Origin of the sequence: Stenotrophomonas sp. SAM-B (assembly GCF_013387485.1) — a bacterium.
Lineage (GTDB): Bacteria > Pseudomonadota > Gammaproteobacteria > Xanthomonadales > Xanthomonadaceae > Stenotrophomonas > Stenotrophomonas maltophilia_AA.
In genome coordinates this window covers 42,691-64,019 of record NZ_JABBXB010000008.1, presented here as the reverse complement: position 1 = coordinate 64,019, position 21,329 = coordinate 42,691, and the positions used below count along the sequence as shown (strand labels likewise).

18 protein-coding genes are annotated in these 21,329 nt (G+C 59.8%); 3 read left to right on the top strand and 15 right to left on the bottom strand.

Features of this window, described 5'->3' with window-relative positions; all coding sequences use genetic code 11:
• The first annotated feature begins 21 nt into the window (after positions 1 to 21).
• A complete protein-coding gene (locus HH110_RS15535; protein ID WP_176990511.1) occupies positions 22 to 612 on the top strand; it encodes a malonic semialdehyde reductase in 591 nt (196 codons plus the stop codon).
• A gap of 85 nt (positions 613 to 697) precedes the next feature.
• A complete protein-coding gene (locus tag HH110_RS15530; RefSeq protein ID WP_176990510.1) occupies positions 698 to 1,399 on the top strand; it encodes a YceI family protein in 702 nt (233 codons plus the stop codon).
• A 184-nt stretch (positions 1,400 to 1,583) separates the two neighbouring features.
• On the opposite strand, the gene HH110_RS15525 is transcribed toward HH110_RS15530, so the two are convergent.
• The 3 genes from HH110_RS15525 to HH110_RS15515 form a co-directional block, all read right to left on the bottom strand.
• Entirely contained in the window at positions 1,584 to 2,021 is a 438-nt protein-coding gene (locus tag HH110_RS15525; protein WP_176990509.1) for a hypothetical protein, read from the bottom strand.
• Between the two features lie 57 nt (positions 2,022 to 2,078).
• The gene (locus HH110_RS15520) at positions 2,079 to 2,876 is read right to left on the bottom strand and encodes a siderophore-interacting protein (protein WP_176990508.1); all 798 of its coding nucleotides are present in this window, start codon (positions 2,874 to 2,876) and stop codon (positions 2,079 to 2,081) included.
• Positions 2,877 to 2,967: 91 nt separating this feature from the next.
• The gene (locus tag HH110_RS15515) at positions 2,968 to 3,471 is read right to left on the bottom strand and encodes a PadR family transcriptional regulator (RefSeq protein WP_176990507.1); all 504 of its coding nucleotides are present in this window, start codon (positions 3,469 to 3,471) and stop codon (positions 2,968 to 2,970) included.
• 469 nt (positions 3,472 to 3,940) lie between these two features.
• Between HH110_RS15515 and aceE the strand changes: the two genes are divergently transcribed.
• Positions 3,941 to 6,628: a pyruvate dehydrogenase (acetyl-transferring), homodimeric type gene (gene aceE, locus HH110_RS15510; protein WP_123731337.1), complete on the top strand. Its 2,688-nt coding sequence runs from the start codon at positions 3,941 to 3,943 to the stop codon at positions 6,626 to 6,628.
• A 264-nt stretch (positions 6,629 to 6,892) separates the two neighbouring features.
• Here the strand turns inward: aceE and HH110_RS15505 are convergent, their stop codons facing one another.
• The 12 genes from HH110_RS15505 to HH110_RS15450 all read right to left on the bottom strand — a co-directional run bounded on the left by HH110_RS15505 (position 6,893) and on the right by HH110_RS15450 (position 21,298).
• Positions 6,893 to 8,449 carry a hypothetical protein gene (locus HH110_RS15505; RefSeq protein ID WP_176990506.1) on the bottom strand — a complete coding sequence of 519 codons (1,557 nt, stop codon included), beginning with the start codon at positions 8,447 to 8,449 and terminating at the stop codon, positions 6,893 to 6,895.
• A gap of 112 nt (positions 8,450 to 8,561) precedes the next feature.
• Positions 8,562 to 8,987 carry an EcoRII N-terminal effector-binding domain-containing protein gene (locus tag HH110_RS19620; RefSeq protein ID WP_176990505.1) on the bottom strand — a complete coding sequence of 142 codons (426 nt, stop codon included), beginning with the start codon at positions 8,985 to 8,987 and terminating at the stop codon, positions 8,562 to 8,564.
• The gene (locus HH110_RS15495; RefSeq protein WP_176990504.1) at positions 8,984 to 10,762 is read right to left on the bottom strand and encodes a DEAD/DEAH box helicase; all 1,779 of its coding nucleotides are present in this window, start codon (positions 10,760 to 10,762) and stop codon (positions 8,984 to 8,986) included. Before HH110_RS15495 ends, HH110_RS19620 begins: the two co-directional genes overlap by 4 nt.
• A gap of 43 nt (positions 10,763 to 10,805) precedes the next feature.
• Positions 10,806 to 11,621: an HNH endonuclease gene (locus tag HH110_RS15490; protein WP_176990503.1), complete on the bottom strand. Its 816-nt coding sequence runs from the start codon at positions 11,619 to 11,621 to the stop codon at positions 10,806 to 10,808.
• Between the two features lie 2 nt (positions 11,622 to 11,623).
• Positions 11,624 to 13,276: an ATP-binding protein gene (locus HH110_RS15485; protein ID WP_176990502.1), complete on the bottom strand. Its 1,653-nt coding sequence runs from the start codon at positions 13,274 to 13,276 to the stop codon at positions 11,624 to 11,626.
• 616 nt (positions 13,277 to 13,892) lie between these two features.
• A complete protein-coding gene (locus tag HH110_RS15480) occupies positions 13,893 to 15,230 on the bottom strand; it encodes a type II restriction endonuclease (RefSeq protein ID WP_206677559.1) in 1,338 nt (445 codons plus the stop codon).
• 19 nt (positions 15,231 to 15,249) lie between these two features.
• Entirely contained in the window at positions 15,250 to 15,681 is a 432-nt protein-coding gene (locus tag HH110_RS15475; RefSeq protein WP_176990501.1) for a very short patch repair endonuclease, read from the bottom strand.
• 2 nt (positions 15,682 to 15,683) lie between these two features.
• Complete coding sequence (dcm, locus tag HH110_RS15470; protein ID WP_176990500.1) at positions 15,684 to 16,934, bottom strand: DNA (cytosine-5-)-methyltransferase; 1,251 nt, start codon at positions 16,932 to 16,934, stop codon at positions 15,684 to 15,686.
• Positions 16,935 to 17,229: 295 nt separating this feature from the next.
• Positions 17,230 to 18,009, bottom strand: coding sequence for an NYN domain-containing protein (locus HH110_RS15465; protein WP_241696595.1), 780 nt, complete (start codon positions 18,007 to 18,009; stop codon positions 17,230 to 17,232).
• Positions 18,010 to 18,124: 115 nt separating this feature from the next.
• Entirely contained in the window at positions 18,125 to 19,444 is a 1,320-nt protein-coding gene (locus HH110_RS15460; RefSeq protein ID WP_176990499.1) for an XVIPCD domain-containing protein, read from the bottom strand.
• Positions 19,445 to 19,470: 26 nt separating this feature from the next.
• Positions 19,471 to 20,337 carry a hypothetical protein gene (locus HH110_RS15455; RefSeq protein ID WP_176990498.1) on the bottom strand — a complete coding sequence of 289 codons (867 nt, stop codon included), beginning with the start codon at positions 20,335 to 20,337 and terminating at the stop codon, positions 19,471 to 19,473.
• Between the two features lie 100 nt (positions 20,338 to 20,437).
• Positions 20,438 to 21,298, bottom strand: coding sequence for a hypothetical protein (locus HH110_RS15450; RefSeq protein ID WP_176990497.1), 861 nt, complete (start codon positions 21,296 to 21,298; stop codon positions 20,438 to 20,440).
• Positions 21,299 to 21,329 lie beyond the last annotated feature (31 nt).

Sequence of the window (21,329 nt, the reverse complement as noted above, 5' to 3'; positions counted from 1 at the left end):
CCCCTTGTTTCCGGAGGCTTCATGTCCCACGTCCTTGACGATGCTGCGCTCGATCAGTTGTTCCGTACCGCCCGCACCCAGAACGCCTTCCTCGACAAGCCGGTCGAGGACAGCCAGCTGAAGGCGCTCTATGAGCTGCTGAAGTGGGGCCCGACCGCCGCCAATGGCAGCCCGGCGCGCTTCGTGTTCGTGAAGTCCCCGGAAGCCAAGGCCAAGCTGGCCCCGGCCCTGTCCGAAGGCAACCACGACAAGACCCTGGCCGCCCCGGTCACGGTGATCGTCGCCTTCGACGAAGACTTCCACGAGAAGCTGCCGTTCCTGTTCCCGCACACCGACGCCAAGGCGTGGTTCGACGGCCCGCGTGAAGGCCGTACCGAAGGGGCATTCCGCAATGGCAGCCTGCAGGGCGCCTACCTGATCCTGGCCGCCCGCGCGCTGGGTCTGGATGCCGGCCCGATGTCCGGCTTCGACAACGCCAAGGTCGACGAAGCCTTCTTCAAGGGCACCGCGATCAAGTCGAATTTCCTCGTCAACCTGGGGTACGGTGACGCCTCGGGCCTGTTCCCGCGGCTGCCTCGCCTGTCGTTCGACGAAGCCGCCCGCATCGCTTAAGCGTTACCGCCGGATCGTGGCCCATCCGTGCGGATGGGCTGCATGACCTTTGCTTCTTTTCCCTTCGAATCGAGAGAGACCTGACATGACCGTGACCCGCAAACTGCTGCTGCCGCTCGCCCTGACCCTGGCCATCGCCGCCTGCTCCAAGCCGGCCGACGAACCCGCTGCCCCGGCTGCCGACGCGCCGGCCGCCACCGAAACCGCCGCCCCGGCTGCGGACGCTGCTGCTGCCGCCCCGGCGGCCGATGCGATCCAGATCGCCTCGGGCACCTACAAGCTCGACCCGACCCACACCGACGTGCTGGTCCAGTGGAGCCACTTCGGCTTCTCGCACCCGACCGCCCACTTCGGCGCGGCCGAAGGCACCCTGGTGTATGACGCGGCCGACGTGACCAAGTCGACCGTCGAAGTGAAGCTGCCGCTGACCGGCCTGAACAGCTTCACCGCCAAGTTCGACGAGCACCTGAAGAGCGCCGATTTCTTCGACGCCGCCAAGTTCCCGGCCGCCACCTTCAAGAGCACCAAGGTCGAGGCCAACGGCACCAACAAGCTGACCGTCACCGGCGACCTGACCATCAAGGACATCACCAAGCCGGTGACCCTGGATGTCACCGTCAACGGCGGCGGCGAGCACCCGATGGCCAAGGTGCCGGCAGCGGGCTTCGATGCCACCACCACCATCAAGCGCAGCGATTTCGGCGTCGGCGCGTACGCCCCGAACGTCAGCGATGAAGTGAACATCCGCATCACCACCGAGGCCACTGGCGAAAAGCCGGCTGCCTGAGTTTCTCCTCACTCGTCGTGAGAAGGCAGAAAGCCCGCCAATCGGCGGGCTTTCTTTTTGTGCGGCTACCGGTCGATACCCCGTAGTGCCGGCCGCTGGCCGGCTCCTCATCATCCTGGACGGAAGGGGGAGCCGGCCAGCGGCCGGCACTACCGTTCCTGATGCGGATGCACGAGGGCGATGATCACCCCGCCGCCACCTGCGCGCTCACCTTGCCCAGCCACAGCGTGGTGAAATCGGTCGGCGTCCGCCGTGCCGGCGCACTCAATCCGCTCTCCCGCAGGAATGCATGCGTCGCCTGCGCGAACGCCTGACGTGCCAGCAGCGCGGCCTGCTTCACCGAGGCCTGCTGCTTGCGCAGCTGCACGATCTGCAGGCTCGGCTTACCGGGCATCGCGTACTTCTGGTAACGGCGCAGCTCGTCGGCGACCAGGTCGATATCGATATTCGCCTGCACCAGCGCTGCCTGCGCGCGGGCCAGCGGGATCAGGGCGGTGCGCAACGGGGCGATGTTCCCGCCCACGGAAGGCGCCAGCGCCGCCAGGGCGGCGTCCAGCGCGGGATCGGCGCGCTCGGCGCGGTCGATCAGATCGGTCAGTGCCGAAAGAGGAGAGGCTTGCATGAAAGGCACCGGCACAAAACGCGATTGTCGCATCCGTGGCCGGTGCCCGTCGCGGGCTCAGTCGTCGTGGTGCTCACTGCCGTGGGCCTTCCAGTAGCCGGTCGAGCGGATCCAGTCCTTCGGCACGCCCAGGTGACCCTCGATGTACTTGCGCATCATCCGGGCCCGGCGCGACTCGGCCGCGATCCAGTAGAAGATGTCGCCCTCCGGTTCCTCGAAATCGGTCAGCACGTCTTCCAGCAGGGTGCTGCTGGCGGCGTCGAAGCCGTTGCGCTCCAGCCACGAGATGCGGATGCGGTCGTCCTCCGCCAGCTCCTGGCGGTCGCCGGATTCCGGGATCTCGATGTAGACGTCGGCGTTCGCGCCCTCCGGCAGCGTCTCCAGCCAGCGGCCGATCGCCGGCAGCGCGGTTTCATCGCCGATCAGCACGTAGGTGTCGAAGTCATCGGCGGTCATGTGCGAGCCGCGCGGGCCGCCGACGGCGATCGGATCGCCCGGCTGCGCGTTGGCGGCCCAGGTCGAAGCCAGGCCGTCGCCATGCATGACGAAGTCCAGCGCCAGCTCGTTGGTCTCCAGATCCCACCAGCGCGGGGTGTAGTCGCGCGAGGGGGAGGGCGCCTGGCCTTCCGGGTAGCGCGGGCCTTCCGGGGTCATCGTCGGGACCACGAACTGGCCCTCGGCGTTGGGGAAGAACAGCTTGACGTGGTCGTCCGGCGAGGGCGAATCGAAGCCTTCCAGCGCCTCGCCCCCGACGATCACCCGGCGCATGCACGGGCTGATCTCTTCGGTGCGCAGCACCTGCAGCGGGCGGAACTTCACGGTATGACGGAGCAGTCGGTTTTCATGCAGAGCCATGGGGAATACCTGGATCAGTGCCGCAGCGCGGCGTTGAGAGAGAAGGACCTGGCGGGCGGTGGCTGGCTGGGTCTGAAACGAAGAGGGAAGGTCAGCGGCCCTGCGCACGGATGTGCGCGGCGGCCTCGCGCAGCGCTTCGGCCACGGCGGCGGCGTTGTCGTCCTGCCAGCGGCCGTGGCACAGGCCCAGCGCGTGCTTGAGCTCGCGCAGCGCATCGCGCACGGACGGCGGCAGGTTGGCCTTGGTGATCGTGCGCGCGCTGTCGCGCACCCGGTGCACCGCGGCATCGACCTCGTCGCGCTGCGCCTCCAGCTCGGCCTGGCCCAGCGCGCTGAGCGCGTAGCGCTTGCGCCCACCGTCCTCGACCGCGCCGACCCAGCCGGCCGCCTCGAACTGCGCCAGCACCGGGTAGATCGAGCCGGCGCTGGGCGTGTAGACCCGCACGAACATGTCGCTGATCAGCTGGATCAGCTCATAGCCGTGGCGCGGCTGGTCGGCCAGCAGCGACAGCACCAGCAGGCGCAGGTCGCCACGGCTGAGCGGCCGGGCGGTCAGCGGGCGGGCAGGGCGGTCGAGATCGCGCGGAGAGGTCATTTCGATATATCGAATGCAGTGACGGAACGATATATCGAAAACTCCCGTTCGGCCAGCCGCGGCGCACGCATGGCAGGGATGCGTTCAGGTGAATCCAGCGTGCGACGGTGCGTGCTTGTGTTGGAACACTGCGCGCCCTCCTGGCCGATGAACGCGGCCGATGATCCACGCCGACGCACGCTGGAACGCCTTCCCGCCGCGCACGATCCACGCCAATCGCCTCTGCCGCAGCGGCTGCGCTGTCCAGCGCTGTCCTGCTGACGCGCCGGTGTCATCGCCGCCGGGCAGGCTGAAATGCAGCGTGGAACCTTCAAGCCCGGCCCGCGCGCTGTCGCCTGCTGTCCTTCCGGACACGCCCGGATGGTTCCATACGCAACCGTAGCGAAGTAAGCAAACCCCTTGGTGCGCTACACTTTGCGGCTAGAAATCTAAAACAGTCGCGCGCGTGCGTGCGGTCATGGGAGCGCAAATGAACTGGTTGAACGAGGTGCTGAACAACGACCCGAATCCTGTGGAAACCCAGGAATGGATCGAGTCGCTGAAGGCCGTTATTGATGTCGAGGGCCCCGAGCGCGCGCATCAGCTGTTGGAAGGCATGGTGGAACTGACCCGTCGTTCGGGTGCTTACCTGCCGTTCTCTCCCACCACCGAGTACGTGAACACCATCGCGCCGACCCTGGAGGCCAAGAGCCCGGGCAACGCCGAACTGGAATGGCGCATTCGTTCCATCATCCGCTGGAACGCGATGGCGACCGTCGTGCGCGCCAACCGCAAGCCGGGCGACCTGGGCGGCCACATCGCCTCCTTCGCCTCCGGCGCCACGCTGTATGACGTGGGCTTCAACCACTTCTGGCGCGCCCCGAGCGAAGACCACCCGGGCGACCTGCTCTTCATCCAGGGCCACAGCGCCCCGGGCATCTATGCGCGTTCCTTCCTGGAAGGCCGCATCGACGAAGCCCAGTTGGACAAGTTCCGCATGGAAGTCGACGGCGGTGGCCTCTCCAGCTACCCGCATCCGTGGCTGATGCCCGATTACTGGCAGACCCCGACCGTGTCGATGGGCCTGGGCCCGCTCGCCGCGATCTACCAGGCGCAGTTCCTGCGCTACCTGGAAAACCGCGGCCTGATCGAGAAGTCCGACCGCAAGGTGTGGTGCTTCATCGGCGACGGCGAGAGCGATGAGCCGGAAACCCTCGGCGCGATCGCGCTGGCCGGCCGCGAAGGCCTGGACAACCTGATCTTTGTGGTCAACTGCAACCTGCAGCGCCTCGACGGCCCGGTGCGTGGCAACGGCAAGATCATCCAGGAACTGGAGGGCGTCTTCCGTGGCGGCGGCTGGAATGTCATCAAGCTGCTGTGGGGCGGCTACTGGGATGCCCTGCTGGCCAAGGACACCAATGGCGTCCTGCGCAAGCTGATGATGGAAACCGTCGACGGCGAATACCAGAACTGCAAGGCCTTCGGTGGCGCGTATACCCGCGAGCATTTCTTCGGCAAGTACCCGGAAACCGCTGCGATGGTCGCCGGCCTGTCCGACGACGATATCTGGCGCCTCAACCGTGGCGGCCACGATCCGCACAAGGTGTACGCCGCCTACCACCAGGCCGTGAACACCAAGGGCATGCCGACCGTGATCCTGGCCAAGACGGTCAAGGGCTACGGCATGGGCAGCGCGGGTGAAGCACTGAACCCGACCCACCAGACCAAGAAGCTGGACGACGATGCCGTCCGCCACTTCCGCGACCGCTTCAACATCCCGGTGACCGACGCGCAGCTGGCCGATGGCCAGGTGCCGTTCTACCACCCGGGCCCGGATTCGCCGGAAGTGAAGTACCTGCAGGAACGCCGTGCCGCCCTGGGTGGCTACCTGCCGCAGCGCCGCCGCAAGGCGACCAAGAGCTTCAACGCACCGAAGCTGGAAAGCTACGAGCGCCTGCTCAAGAGCAGCGGCGAGCGCAGCTACTCCACCACCATGGCCTTCGTGCAGAGCCTCAACATCACCCTGCGCGACAAGGAACTGGGCCCGCACATCGTGCCGATCGTGGCCGACGAAGCCCGTACCTTCGGCATGGAAGGCCTGTTCCGCCAGATCGGCATCTACGCGCCTTTCGGCCAGAAGTACAAGCCGGTCGATGCGGACCAGCTGATGTTCTACCGCGAAGACCAGAGTGGCCAGGTGCTGCAGCAGGGCATCAGCGAGCCGGGTGCGATCAGCTCCTGGATGGCGGCCGGTACCAGCTACTCGGTATCCAACGTGCCGATGCTGCCGTTCTACATCTACTACTCGATGTTCGGCTTCCAGCGCGTGGGCGACATCGCCTGGCAGGCAGCAGACATGCGTACCCGTGGCTTCCTGCTCGGCGGAACCGCCGGCCGCACCACGCTGAACGGTGAAGGCCTGCAGCACGAAGATGGCTTCAGCCATATCGTCGCCGGTGGCATCCCGAACGTGCGCAGCTATGACCCGACCTTCGGCTTCGAAGTGACGGTGATCCTGCAGCACGGCACCAAGGCCATGATGGAAGATCAGATTGATGAGTACTACTACATCACCCTGATGAACGAAAACTACACCCACCCCGAAATGCCGGAAGGCGCGGCGGAAGGCATCGTCAAGGGCATGTACCTGCTCACCGACGCCGGCAAGCCGAAGAAGGGCGAGCTGCGCGTGCAGCTGCTGGGTTCGGGCACCATCCTGCGTGAGGCCATTGCCGCGGCCGAGCTGCTCGACAAGGACTTCGGTGTCACCGCCGATATCTGGAGCTGCCCGAGCATCAACGAGCTGCGCCGCGATGGTTTCGATGCCGAGCGCTACAACCGCTTCCACCCGGAAGCCGAGCCGCGCAAGGCCTACGTGACCGAGCTGCTGGAAGGCCGCCAGGGCCCGGCGATTGCCGCGACCGACTATGTGCGTGCGTATGCGGACCAGATCCGTGCGTTCGTGCCGATGTCGTACACGGTGCTGGGCACGGATGGCTTTGGTCGTTCGGATACCCGTGCGAACCTGCGTCGCTTCTTCGAGGTTGACCGGTACTACATCGCGCATGCCGCGATTGCGGCGCTGGCGAAGGAAGGGAAGATGACGGGTAAGGATGTTGCCCGGGCGATTAAGCAGTACAAGATTGATCCTGAGAAGGCTAATCCGGTTGGGGTTTGAATAATAGAAGAAGGGCGACTCTCGAGTCGCCCTTCTTCTATCCGCCATTGAGCATCCACCTATCGTCCAGCCCATCGCAGCGATTGCAGTCGGTCCGCTACACCTGAATACAAACGTCCTTAGATGCTGGATGCTGCTTAGCGATGTTGGAGCTCCAAGATTGGTTGCGGCAAAAACTGCCGTGCCTTTGGGCCATCTCCTCCTGCCCGATTGATTTCCGCAGCGAGGTGCAGCGAAGAAGAAGAATGGAAAGCGAATTCCTGATCAGTGTAGGCGGTGAAAACCGCGAAGTGTGATTGTTCCAGCGGTGTCGGAGTTCATGGACGTTTGCTTAGCGTCTCCTGCGGAGCTTGGTCGTCTAATTCTCCCTCCAGGGTATTGCGAGAGAACTGCCCATAGCACCTCAAAAGCCTCTGGTCGCGAGTCTCGCGAAACTCCCCACGAGATAGATGCGCTCCTGACGAATGCAGCGTAGTCCCCGTCCGACTTCGCAAAGAACGATGCAGCGTTCGTCCAGAAGGAGAGAAATGATCTGCCGATGCAGACATCCGACGAGCAAAGCTCACGCTGCACAAGTAGCTCGTTCATTGCGCGCAGCATGATTGACTCCTCTCGTTTGATGGAAGGTCCATGCGTTCCTAAGGTCTGCGCCAACATGAGTAGAGTCGGGCGCGAAGTCCGCGCCACTGAAATTCGAGCTCGGTATATCTCAAGCGATTTTGACGATAGCTTCATCCGCTCGACGATGCGTTCGACCCACTCCGGCAGGTTGCTTAGGAAACAACTTGCATCAGATGGATCATCCTCTGGCAGGCAGTCCATTTCCATTGAGGCTTGGTAGACTGACCAGTCGATCCCAATCTCATTGGAAAGGCTGGCGGTAGAAAGTGCGCGTGCCAAATTGCGGAGGCCCTTGCCAATTGGTGTGGTTGGTGGAGGGGCTTGACCTGTCCTTAGGGAGCGCCAAAGATCGTCCGCCGTGCCCAAGCTTAACGCCGCGAGCTGACCGGTCGTGATTCCGCAGGGAAACTCTGTCAGCGACAGGCCTTGAATGCCCGATGGTATGGGAGAGAATACCTCGGGCCCCTCGTTGATCTGAGTTCTGACGTCCGCGGGAAGTGTCGCCTTGCTCGTTAGAACCGCAAGAATCAAAGGAAGGTTTGCCAATATCTCCGCCGGATCAACGTTCCACGCACTACTCAAGCTTTCAACGAAGCAATAGACGGTAAGCTGCGATGAGTGCGATAGCTGTTCAGCAGCCTTTTGCCAGTAAAGTGAGAAGCTGGGCCTAATCCGGGCCCCAACACCTTTCGCAGTTTGTCCTAGGAACAAACTGGAAAGGTGTTCCAAAAGTTTAGCTTCCCTCTGGCGAACACGTTCTCGTGTGAGGGCAGGAAGACTAGCTGAAGCGATCTCTTCCAAGGTCAGGCGTTCGCCAGGTAGCCTAAGAATCCGCTGTTCTAGTATCAGGTCGTCGACCGGGGAATGACGGACACGCATCAGACCGGCTAGTACATCCGGAAGAGAATCGATGAACTGCCCGCCACTCTGGATGGTGGCGCTGGGAAGTAGATGCAATCCGTCCTGGATGGACTTTTTCTCCGCAAGATGGTCCGGAGTAGTCGGGGTCGAGTCAGCGTGAGTGCTTTGTACCCCGCTGAGCTCATCAAACCTGTCCCAATCGATAAGGCCAATGCCATCGAGCGTCATCGAAACCGTGTTTAGCCTGTTTCGGATGCAAAGAACGTCCTCATGTGAGAGGCGGCGGACTTTGTTCAGGTAGCTAGGAACGAGCTCGATGTTTGAAAGCAGTCCCCCCAAGGTGGTGACTCCTTCCCCCGCGAGCCGCTGCTCCGCGCCGCCCAAGTGGAGGCGGGAGAGAGGGATAGGATACATGGTCGGGTCGACGCTGTAGAAGAGTGAGCAGTCCAAATCAGTGAACCTTACTCCAGCCTTTAAGTACGACAGACTGTGGTTGATGGAGAGCTACTTCGCCTTGAGGTTGTAGCGCCACCGTAAATGTACCCGGCGTCCGAGTCGCAGAAAACATTAGACGGTCGCCAGGGGACGCGCCGGCCGATCTCAGGTACTTAGTTAGGTGTGTGAGGCGATATTCATTGCGAGTACCGTTAGCCGTGTGGAGCTTGTTGTTGTAGTAGATGTACCTGAAGCGCCAGCGCTCTCCTCTCTCATCCACGCAACAAATCCATGCGTCTGGATTGAGTTTTCGCGGGTCCAAGCAGGCGAAAAAGCTGAGGAGCTCGGGATCGGTTCGTGGAACCAAAATGCCCGCTTGGTGGCTTCCGGTCTTGCCGGCATCATTCGCGCTCAGGTACTTCGCAAAGGTCTTGTTCGTCATCGTCTGATTGGGCTGACTGTCAATGCGCGGGTCATGTTATCTTCAAACTCTGCGCTGCTCCGCACGGCGCCGTCTCCGAGCTCTCTTCTCATCTGAGCCCTTTCGAGCATCACCTGCTCCACGGTATTTAGATAGTAAAGGTGATAGACCGTGACGGGCAACGTCTGTCCACGGCGGTGTGCTCTAGCGCTTGCTTGTGCCTCCAACGCAGGATTCCACACCTGTGTGAAGTGTATGACGACAGTGGCAGCCGCTATATTGAGTCCAGCGCCAGCAGCTCGGGGGTTGAGTACCAGCACGGATGGGCCAGAATGCGCAGAGAACTGCTCCACGATTGCCTGGCGATCGGCGTGGGGTGTTGAGCCGTTGATTTGGTTCCAGTATCCATTTGAGGAAAACGCCACCGCCTCGCGGAGGATAGGGCCAACGGCGTTGTAGTTCGAAAAGACGAGCACCTTGCGTCCATTCTGAACAGCTTCTTGAATCAACTCGGACGCCCTCTCGAGTTTTGGTGTTGTGCTTGAAAGAGGGGGCTCAGTGGAAGAGAGATCGCCAGCGACGTTGATATTGCTATCTACCTGTCGAAGGAGCCTCGGATCCGCGCAGAACAGCTGAAGTTGCCCAGTTGCCACTAGCGCTCCTGCCATACCGTAGCGCTCAAGGACATAAGAACGAGTCTTCTCGTAGGACGTCGCTAGGTCGTCAGTTAGCTCAAGCGGAACAGCTACATCGGTTCGCTCAGGCAAGTCGGTGGCAACGTCAGAGACCTTGCGTCGTAGAACAATAGGAGCAACCAGTGCGCCAAGCGTCGTTGCCCGCTCAGGCGTGTCTGGATACTCGGATTCGAAGCTGGTCCGCGGACCAAGCGCAAGGGGTATGGCAAGATCAATCAGAGACCACAGATCTAGCAGCTTGACCTCCATTGGAGTACCTGTAACGGGCAGCATGTGTCTTCTTGGAATCTGGCTCACCGCCCTGCGTCTTTGCGAGTCCGGATTCTTCAAGGCTTGAGCTTCGTCGCAGACGATCCATGACCACTCTATCGCGCGGAACAGCACAAGGTCGTTGACAGCTGTGTCGTACGTCGTGAGAACAATATCCGTACCAAGCAGTTCTCGCGGTAGGTTTGCACGAGCGGACCCACGGTGTATCTTCACCGTCAGCGTAGGAGCGAACTTTTGAATCTCCTGCATCCAGTTTGCGATGAGAGTTGTTGGGCAGAGAATCAGTGCGGGTGCGGTGCCTGAGGGGGGGATCAGTAGTAGCAGTGATAGAACCTGGACTGTCTTGCCCAGTCCCATTTCGTCGGCAAGCAGCGCCCCACCCATGGTGGAAACTGCTTGCCTCATCCACGCGACTCCTTGGGCTTGATAAGGGTAGAGCTTGGCTTGAAGTCCAGGCACGACCTGAGTAGCTGAGTGCTCTTCAGCCATCTCACTCGCCGATGCGGTAACCGAATCATCCAGAACCACCTGCAGGTGCGCGCCACTCGCGGCATGTAATGCTAGAACCCCAGAGAATCTCAAATCCTCTGGATCCCTGCCGCAGAGCGCCTCCCTTACTGTGTCCCCGCAGTCGATGGGTAGCGGGTAGATGAGTGAGTCGCCTGCAACCCAGTTGCATTCAAGTCTGGGTGCAGACAGAAGCAAGTCGCCGCCCCGTCGGGTGGTGGAGATGGAAACGAGGCTGACGAAGTAGCGAGAGTCGACTCTGCTTACACGCAGTACCGGTTCAACAACTGTTGATCGAACAGTCCAGCCTTCGGGGATCGACATGCATAGCTTGTCGAAGTCATTTGGCCAGTCAGACATCTGATCGCTACGCATCTTGGAGGATTGCCTTTAACTCAATTAGAGAGTATGGGAAGGGTCGCCTTGTGTGAACAATCCTGTGACAATTTGGGCAAAGAGGAATCAAGTCGGTCTCGGGGCAGTAGATGCGCGGTTCGTCCAATGCGGAAAGCGGCTCTATATGGTGAACCTCAATGATGTTGCCTTGCGCTCCATAGTTGCCGACAGGGTCAAATCCGCAGGCTATACATTTATTTCCATGTATTGACATGCAAAGGAATCGATTCCGCCGACTCCTCTCCCTGCGAAGATATGTAGTCTCAATTGCGTTGCCCTCTACGTTCCCCTCGTCAACGCTGGTGCCAACCTCGTCATAGCCAATTAGTTCAGCCATCGAGGCGAGAAGGGGAACTGCAACCTCGTTTGCCACAGCTGCGATAGCAGCTTCGGTTCCATGATTCGAAACTGCATTGCCAGCGACATCGACTGAGAACAAGCCGTCTGTAACGAGCCAGTTGGTACGGTCTTGTCCAGCTGTGATGCTCAGACTATAGGTCAACGGTATTCTGTTCAGCAGTGCTCTCGCACTAATGACTTGCTCTTCGCCCGCCATCCTCATCTGTCTAATGCACGAACCAGCGTAGTCTCCAAAGGCAAGCCGCACCTTGTACCTTTTCAGCCCGTAGGGTGTGATTGTGCAAGTAGGCCCATTTAGGCTCCGGAGATCAGTGAAATGAGCTCTCCAGCCGGATCGGGGTCCGGCTGTGAACTCTTCAACCGAAACAGCTGCGCCTACGCCCAGTTGCAGGGTTGATCTTAGTAGCTCGGCTCTGCTCGTCGTCATGCTTAGTCTTGCTCGTCGGAGTCGAGCGCGCCCGCGATGGCGCCGGCATCAGCAATAGGGGTATCGCGCAAGAGCTTCTTAAGGTTCATGGAGATCTCGTCCCGAAGGTCTTCGAATACAGGCGTTAACTCGGGATTTGAGTTGTTAATTTCTGCAGCAGCAAACGCCCAAAGCAGGTAGTCGATTCCATCAAGTGTGTAACCTTGAGAGGCAGCGCGGAAATAGATCTTCTGGAAGAAATCATGGTGTTTGTTGACGCGAACCCCCACGCTATGTCCCGCTTGGCCAGGGCTACGCATCGCAGGTTCCCATACATGCCCACTCGTGATGTCATCGACAGTTTCGACATACACTGACTTTGGGTTGACATTGCTCTCAACAGGAACGTGCAGCTTGATCCCCTGCCCGTGATTGTTGTTCACGGTGGCCGTCTGCGTAGACGCGTCCACAGATGCCACAGCGGCGGTTTGCGCGTTGGTCGCAGCAATTGTTCTGTTGGCACTTTGGTGGTTCATCGTGAGCCCAACCGCGATCGCCTTGTCTTTGCGTCTATAGCGCTTATCGGCTTCTTTCCAGAAGGGCGTGAGTTGCGCCTTCAGGAACTCCTCCAATGCCGGGTCAAACAGAATTCGGGACTTCTTTACGTCGATCTTGAAGGCTTCGTCCAGGTTGTGGTCGAAGTCAAATTCGACTCGCAGCAGGGAGTAGTGTGGATCGTCTGACCTGAATACGCCTAGCCAACCGCCGTGGTGGATGATTCTTCCTTCGCGATGAATGTAGAAGCCCTGCGCGCGACTAGAGATTCTTGCTCTTTCATTCTCCTCGTCATTGAGCTCCTTGCTGTGCGGCAAAATCCAAGCGCGCATGCGAGCCTCATGCGTAGTGCCATCCTCCAGCTGAACTGAGATCCTCTGGGCGTGCTCAGGCAGCACTTGCTCAGAGCGCTCGGTGAAGAAGGGGTCCCATGGCTTCACCCATTGCCCATTAACCGAGATTGCTACATTTGCGTACTCAGGATTGGAAGCGTTGAGATATCGGTGGAAGATCATCGAAATGTGATCCCGCAGCTTCTCAACTCGAGACGTGACCGCACGGCGCTCCTGCGTGCCGCCTGCCTGCTCGTAGTCTTTTGATAGCAGTCGATCGCATTTTGACCAGATCAGCAAGGTGCCGTGATCGCCACATAGGTCATTAAACCTTTGCTCATCATCCTGAGTCACTGGTTCCTTCAGCATCTCCCAAGCGTTGTTGGACTGGACGTGGTCAAGATCCCACGCCAGCTTAATAAGTGAAGCTTCTGAGGAGGCCCTTGTAACTATAGTGAACTTAAGGCAGATGGAGCTGGACGCAGTTTTAAGGCCAAGCCCGAACTTTCCTAGGCTCTTGATGTTTGACCTCTTCGGTGCGCCATATCGCATTGCGTTGAACAGTTGGGCTTCGTCCATGCCGCTGCCGTTATCCCCGAAATATACAAACTTCCTCCCGTCGCGTTCGAGGTCGACTTGAATGTTTACTTCGGTAGAGCCCGCGGCGATCGAATTATCGATGATGTCGGCAGCAGCTGTATTGAAATCATAGCCAGTATCCCTAAGCCCGAAGATGAGTCTTGAGGGATCCGGAAGGTTCATGAGGTCGGGGTTGCTGATTCCACGCATGGGTGTGTTCCTGATAATATGCAAGATTCTATAGGGTTCATCGGGCGGTGCGCACTCTTACTACAGCGCGTTGCTGTATGTTGTTGCGCGCTTGATTGCCAATTCAGCTGAGTTCAAGCATGCATTACTCTTTGACGGCTCGTGAAGGATAGGGTCTCCGTAAACGCTCAGCTGCGATTAAGATGAAATCGTGCAGCGAGTAGATGCTTTGCCTCTGCTGTTCTGTATAGGCTCCAAGCGTGTTGAGTTCCGTTAGCGCCAACCTTATTCAGGACGCTAGGCGACGTCCAGTGCCCCGAACGTGCCAATTATCTGACGCTTTCTGCCTCGGGCCACAACTATCTGCGAAGGCTGGCCGAGCCCTTGCCAGATCTTGGCGCTGGGTTAGGTGAGGAACTTCTGGAGCATTCAGGCCCAGCGTCGCCGCACCTACGGTCGGCCCCGCCTGAACCAAGCGCTGCATACATGAAGCCATACCGTGGGCCACAAGCTCATTGCCGGATTGATGACCGGAGAATGCCTGCGCGCAGGATCAATGGCTCACAGCGGTCGCGCAGCGGCCAACGCAGTCCCTAAGACGGGGATGAGCGAGTGGACGACTAGGCTGCACCGGTGGTCAGCCAGCGAGAAGAAGCGATGGTCGTTTTCGTGCCAGTTCTTCGTCGAAGAACTCACGAAAGGAGATCACGTTTGAGTCTTGATAGTAGAGAGACTCATTGGTCTTCATCTTCAATGATTCCGGCACTACGAGGGTGATCTCAGCCCTTTGAAGGTCTGCCAGTGCTTCCTTTGAGATGCGATCGTCCACGGTCGCGAGGAAGATGGCGCAGTTGAATCGCTCATGAGTGATCTGTTTCCAGCGTTCACGCAAGGTGGTCTTGGCGGAAAGAATGGCCGCATCTTCAAAATTCCGGCTCTTGTCCAATGCGACCGTTGCCTGGTCCGGAAGAACGAAGTCAGGGCGTCGCTGCCCAAGAATCGCCTGCGCTTCGAATCGGACTCCGCCAGCTGTCAACATCGCTGCCAAGTGTCCTTCGAACGACTTGCCTGCACGACTCTTTCGCTGTTGGCTGGCAGAAAGAAATATGGAGTCCATCGAGGGGAAGCCGCGCACAGCGGCCGTCGCAGTGCGCTCATACCCAGACAGTACCTTGGCGACTTCGACTGCTCTCATGCGAAGCTCGTACCTTCGGTAGATGGAGAACTCGATGTCCCGGCTGACACGCATAAGCGCGTCGCCAGGCCTCTTGATCGTCCAAGGATCAAAGGCCTTTGCTTTACCCGAACTGAGAAAATCTGCCCGCGCCGCGGTCGCAAGCATGTCCGGACTAGGGAGCTTGGAGTACTTTGCGACGAGGGCTTCAATCGTGCCATTCCGAAGTGCTGCATCGATCTCCTCGATCAGCTCGGCCGCCTCATCTGCCTCAATGGATGACGCTCGCTTGAAATCGGAAGGGCTGAAGAGGGTAAAATGAAAATCTGCTTGAATATCGAGGCGACTTTCAAGAAGCTCTGCCTCAGCGGATGTTGAGTCGATCACTATGAACCAGTGATGCGCGGTTCCTTCGGGTTCCGTAAGCGTTCCACCCAGCAGCCAAGAAGCTGGATTCAGGCCCCTAAACAGCTCTGGGGGAATCCTTGTAAAGTGACACTCGGACTGCTTGTTGCTGTAGTACTTGACGCGGGAATCCTGTCTGATCTCTCCGGTCTGAGGCCAAAAGGAAGGACATTCGGCTTCGAGAATGTGCGGGATGTCTTCCCGCGCATGAAGTTCGGGAAAGAAGCCAGACTCGCGCACAGCGCGGGGAACATAGAAACCGTACTGATGGCCCCCGCCCTCATTGGCCCACGAAGAGTCATTACGCGAAAGCTTCTTCAGGAACAGCCTGCCGCTGCGGGCGAGTAGCGCGTCTACCAGTGACCACTGGTCTGAGGTCTGTTCCATGAAATTCATCTCCACTCCTGTCTCCTCTTCACTGCGCGGCTTCTCGCAATTCTCTGGCCAAGCTATCAAGGAATGAAGCCTGCTCACTCGCGGACTTGCCGCGCAGGGAGCATTCCCAAACCGTCAGGACCCGCCAGCCCGCCGATTCGAGCTCTACAACCACCCGCTCGTCTCGCGACCTGTTCTTTCCTATCTTATCTGCCCAGAACTCTGGTCGCGTCTTTGGCAGCCTATAGAGTGGGCAGTTGTGCCCATGCCAGAAGCAGCCGTGTACGAACACCACGGTTCTGTACTTGGGCAGAACAATATCTGGCCGCCCAGGCAACCCAACCCCACCTAACCGATAGCGGAATCCCCTGGCATAAAGGGCCTTGCGGACGAGGACCTCCAGCTTGGTGTTCGTCCCGCGAATGCGGGACATCTGCGCGGATCGTTGCTCTGGAGTGAGACTGTCGACCAATGTCAGGCCTTCGCATTCTTCTTTGCCGGCTTCGCCGGCTCAGCCGCCGCGCTGTCAACCAGGTAAGGCGCCATGATGCGGGCCACCTCACTTATGACGGGAACGACCACCGAGTTGCCGAACTGCTTATAGGCGCGAGTGTCGGAAACGGGAATCCGGAAGTTGTCATCGAACCCCATCAGGCGCGCACACTCGCGCGGTGTAAGGCGGCGGGGATTCTTCTTGGCACCCTGCGAGATAAGGATCTCTGATCCATCCTTGTAGTAGCGAGCAGAAAGCGTGCGGCAGGTGCTTTCGCTGTTAACGAGTCCGAAGCCGAAGCCGTTCCCTTTGTCGCGATGCTTGATAGCGTAGTTCTGAAGGTACTCCCAAAGCTTGTCCGAGAGCGTGTACTTCTCAAGCACCTTGCCTTTCGCTCCGTCAATGTAGGGGGAGTCAGCAGCTTCCGTTCCATCCTGGCTGTGGAGGACGGAGCCCATCTTCGGAGCATCGTCAAAGCTCGGCAGCTCGACTCTGTGGATGTCGAAGTCGTTTGGCTCACGGAAACCCACAATGATGATGCGTTCGCGGTGCTGAGGGCCGAAGTGCTTGCCATTGATGACCTTGTGCTTGACCTGGTAGCCCAGCTCGTTCTGCAGCACATCGATAATGGTGGCGAACGTGCGACCCTTGTCATGGCTCATCAGGTTTTTCACGTTCTCAAGCAGGAACGCGCGCGGCTTCTTCTCGGCGATGATGCGGGCCACGTCAAAGAACAGCGTTCCCTGCGTCTTGTCGGAGAAGCCATGTGGTCGACCCAGTGCGTTCTTCTTCGAAACACCTGCAATGGAGAACGGCTGGCAAGGGAAGCCTGCCAGCAGGACGTCATGGTCCGGCACGTCGCTCTCATGAACCTTGGTGATATCCGTGGCAAAAGTGTGCCCTGGGCCGTCATGGAAATTGGCCTTGTAGGTCTTCACAGCATAGGGGTCCCACTCGCTGGTGAAGACGCAGCGTCCGCCCTGCTTCTCAAAGGCCGTGCGGATGCCGCCGATGCCGGCGAACAGGTCGATGAAGCGGAACTTTCCTTCGCCTGTCGGCGGGTCGCCGAAGGGAAGCAGGCGCTGGCGGATGGCGTCCGCAATGTAGGGCTTGGGCTCGGTCTCGCGAACTTGCCAGCGTTTGACGGTCTTCGGATCAACTCCAAGGGCTTGGGCGACCTCCTTCGTTGAAAAGCGCTGGAGGGAAAGGTCGATCAGCTCGTACGTATTCATGGATGCTCCGGGAATTCAGTGGACAGTATGTCCAATTTCGTCCCGTGGGTGAAGAGGGGGTATCGCTGGAGGCAGCACTGGGGGGTCAGGGAAGCCCGGGTGGGACGTTGACACTGAGCAGTCTCAAAGACTGCGACCGCGACTGGCGCAGTCCATGGAGCTTTGGTGGCCACGAGAAAAAGCGAATTCCAAAGCTCTTCACCATCCCAAATGATGTTCCCGTAGCGTGGGAACTCCTCTGGCACCGACCTCCCATTAGAAGTGTCTGCTTGACGAGGGAGCTTAAGCCAACAGCTCACGGCTCCATCTTCGGCGCCAAGCTCACCGTCCACTGACCACCTTCCTCCAGATGTGGGGTCAGCAGATCGTATGTCTTGACCATGCTCAACAATCCGGAGTGGCCATAAACAGTAGGATTGAACGCCGGGTCAGCACGCTTCAGATACTGCCCAAGAGAGTTCAATGTCACCCGGCCATCCGGGCTGGACGAAGCCAGCAGCGCAACCGCCTCTACAACAAAGCGCGGCCGCCGCTTCGGAAGCGGACCCGCTTGCGCAGGTTTCGTTTCCTGCTTCAGGACGGGTGTTGAGGGAGCGGCCTCAGGAGTATCCAGGTCTTTGGCCTTGGCATCACTCTGGGCCTCAGGCGTCCACTCGAAAAAGCGGTCGCACGCATTGCGCAGGGCATCCGGACTTTTGGCTTCGCCGACAATGTAGACGGTGGCCCCGCGCTCTCTCAGCTTGCGACAGAGGTAAGCAAAGTCGCTGTCGCTCGTTACTAAGCAGAACGTGTCAGCACGTTTGTCGAAGAGGGTCTCAAGTGCGTCGAGCGCCAGAGCGATATCGGACGTGTTCTTCTTCGAGGCGTACTGAAACTGAAGGCAGGGCGTAAATGCCTGCCGTACCAGCGTCTGTTCCCAGCTGTTGCCAAGCGTGGTCCGATTTCCGTAACCCCGGCGGACCGTAACTCTTCCCGCCTGCGCAGCCATCAGCAGCGCGAAATCAACGATATCCGGCGACACGTTGTCGCAATCAATCATGACGGCGACAGCTGCTTCCTGTGACTGATGGGCCATTACCGTTCCTTGTCTGGGCAGGGGTGCGTCTGCGTAGCTTACTCAACCTGGAACTGGGGTCGGGCCACGGCTGGAGTCTGGCAAGGGCCGCTGGACGATCCGTAACCGAGCCGCATCACCCCATACGCATCACTTGGCTCTGGCATTCACGAACGCGGGCGTCCAGCTCCTGCTGCGTGGTCTGTGCCAAGGCCTGCTGCTGCCGCTCCTGGCCGGCGACGTCCAGCTGCCGCATGGACTGGTCCACCGGCGTCTGCACAGCGATATCGGTCGGCATTGAAGCGCGGCGATGCGCCGGGTCGGCCAGTTCGCCTTGGACAACAAAGACATTTCGGCCAACAGGGCCATCGGCGGTGCCTTGGCTCAGCACTACATGGTCGGCGCGCTCAAGTCCGTTCTCCACGGCAAGCGCGGTAAGGCTGGCCGTCAGCCGTTCGCTGGTCTCGTCAAAGCTGCGCCCATGTTTGGCGTCGAGCGAGGCCACATGTCCGCGGATCTGCTGGTACAGCGGGTAGTGGGCATCGCCTGGACGAAGCCCGGCCAAACGGGTCTCCGGCTCCTGCCCGGGCAGGTCGTTGAGCACCACCTTGGGTGTTTCGATCCGCTGCCGGTAGGAATCATCGGGATGGAACTGGGTCGCCTTCTGCTCGCGCTCCAGGCGCACCTCGCGCGTTTCGTTCAGTCCCTCGAGCACCCGCGCATTGCGCTCCTGGATCGGGAAGCCACCTTGGGGGTGGTGGTGCCACGTGCCAGCCTTCTCGTCATACACGTGGTACGAACTGCGTATACCGATCACATTCGGATTGGTGGCAGGCAGGGCCTGAGCAGCCATGGTTGCTTCATAGAACCCGAGCTTGGCCACGTAGGCCGTTGCCTGTCCCCAGGGCATGGCGGCGTAGGCATGGCCCACTGTGTTCGTTGCGCGGCTCAGGCCCCGGTTGTCGTTGTTGAGCATCTCCTGCCAGACCTTCTCGGCGGCGTCCTCGCTCACATTCTTGCGGGTGGCTTCCAGCAGGATGCGCGGGGTCCAGCAGTTCGGGTCCAGATGGTGCAGCTTGAAGGCCTCATCATGGGCCTGCTGTACATCGCGCCCAGGCAGGTTGAGTGCCCTGGCAGGTTCGCCCGCGCCCACCCATTCCTCACGGCGCTCCAGATCCTCCTTCAACAGCGTCTGCCCAAAGGCTTCCCAGTCGCGCTCGGTCAGTACGCGGTTGCGCAGGCCGGGGTTGCGATCGTGCTGGTCGCTTGCTTCCAGCTGGGCATAGGCGTTGGCCACCTGCCCGGGAAGGTTGTCGTTGCGAACCACGCCCAGCGCCAGCAGGCCGTAGCCATCATTACCTGGCTTCTGCGCCAGATAGTTCCAATAGAGCTCGCGGTTGCCTTGGTCGGCATACGCACGCAGGATGTCGATATCCTTCTGATTCAGTCCACTCACGCGGTGTTCCTCCTGAACGGCCCGATTCACTCAACCTTGTACTGGGACAGAACCTGGCGCGCGGCACCTTCAATTTTCTTCCAGTCCTTCAGAAAGATCCGAGGGTAGGAGAGGGATACAGACAGGCTGTTGTCGGTATCCACGAAGTTGTGGGTGCAGCCGGAAACCACGGTTCTCTCGTTGATCACAAGCTGGTCTCCCTCCAGGGCCAACCCATCGCGGCCATCTTTGAGTTTGCCGCACTTGATGAACGTTTCCAGCTTGCCGCCAGCATCGCGGGCGATGTACCAGTCATCCTCGAAGTTCGGGTTGCGCTTGGCCGGCAACCCGATCTGCAGCTCGTAGGCCTTGGCAAACACGGCCATCTGCTCTTCATCAATGGCGTACGGCGTCAGCCCCAGCGTTTCGGGGCCCGGTCTGCGCAGATCCAGGCGACGGCGCGGGTCCTTCCTGTAAATCGAGCCTTCCTCGCTGGTGGCGTCGGTGCTGGTCTGGCGACCCAGCAACTCGGTGATGGGCACCTTGTCGATGTGGTCCACTGCCATCGAAATCGCCCGATGGTGATCAGCCATGGTGCGCGACGAGCGCGTTCCTGGCGGCGCAGCCTGCAGTTCGGGCCACATCAGCGTCAGCCCAACGCCGCCACCAATGGCGGGGCCGATCTGGTCGTCATAAAGATTCGCCGGGAAGGCATAGCGATGCGGGCCCAGCTTGGCCACTACTGGCGCCGTCGTATAGGTGTAGCCGTCAATCGTGCGGCTCTGGCTGGAATCTTCAGACATGGCAGCTTCCTTCTCTCCCTTTTCCGTGGGTGGAACCTTCGCACAGGCGCTGGCGCTGAGGGCGACGGCTAGTGCAACCGTCAGGCACCGGCCGGAGGACATCACGCTCATGGGGCCATTCCATTGCATTGAGTACGTTCAACTATAGGGATAGTGTTGGCATTCGAACAAGAACCGCATCGATCTGAGCCGGGCGGCTCAGCTTGCGCCATCAACGGACCTTGGTGCGGTTCAAGACATCACGTATGGCCTGCTCCATCGCCTTCCAGTCTCTGAGAAACACACGGTTGTAGTTGAGGCTGATGGACAGACTGTTCTCAATATCCACGATGTAGTGCGTGCAACCTGCAATTGTTCTACCCGGGGCATCAATGATGTCCTTGCCCTTGATCGCCAAGCCATCGCCCGAATGCTTCGGACTGTCGCATTTGATGAAACTGGAGAGCGCGCCACCCGCTCCGCGCGAGATGTACCAGTCGTCCTCGAACGCCGGGTTGCGCGGAAGAGGGCGGCCATATTTTGCTTCATACGCGCGCGCATACTGATCCATCAGTGATTCGTTGATGGCGTATGGGGTCAGGCCTAGTCGCTCTGGCTGGGCAACCCGAAGATCCAGACGATCGGCAGGATTTCGCCGCTCCAGCCAGTCTTCTTCTGTGATCGCCTCGTTGGAAGAGAGCCGCTCCAACACGCTGTCGATCGGAACCCTGTCGACGTAGCTGACGAGCACGCGAATCTCCTTTCGGAAATCATTTGTACGGGGGGTGGCGCGCGCTCCCGGTGCCGTCGGCTTCATGTCCGGCCACTCGATGACCAAAGAGACACCCTCACCAGGCCACGGCGCAATCTGGCTGTCCAGATAGTTGGCCGGAATCTCGAATGTGTTCGGTCCCAACGTCACCTCTACCGGTGCATCGGTGTAGGTGTGCCCATTGATGGTTCGACCGGCCTCTGTTGCAGCCGGCGCTCCTTCCTGCTCCGTAGGCGGCGTTTGTCCAGAGGCACTGGCACTGAGCACGACGCCGAGTACAACTGCCATACACCGTCCGGACGAAATCGACATCACACTCATGGGTAGCTCCATTGCTTTTAGCAGAGCGAAG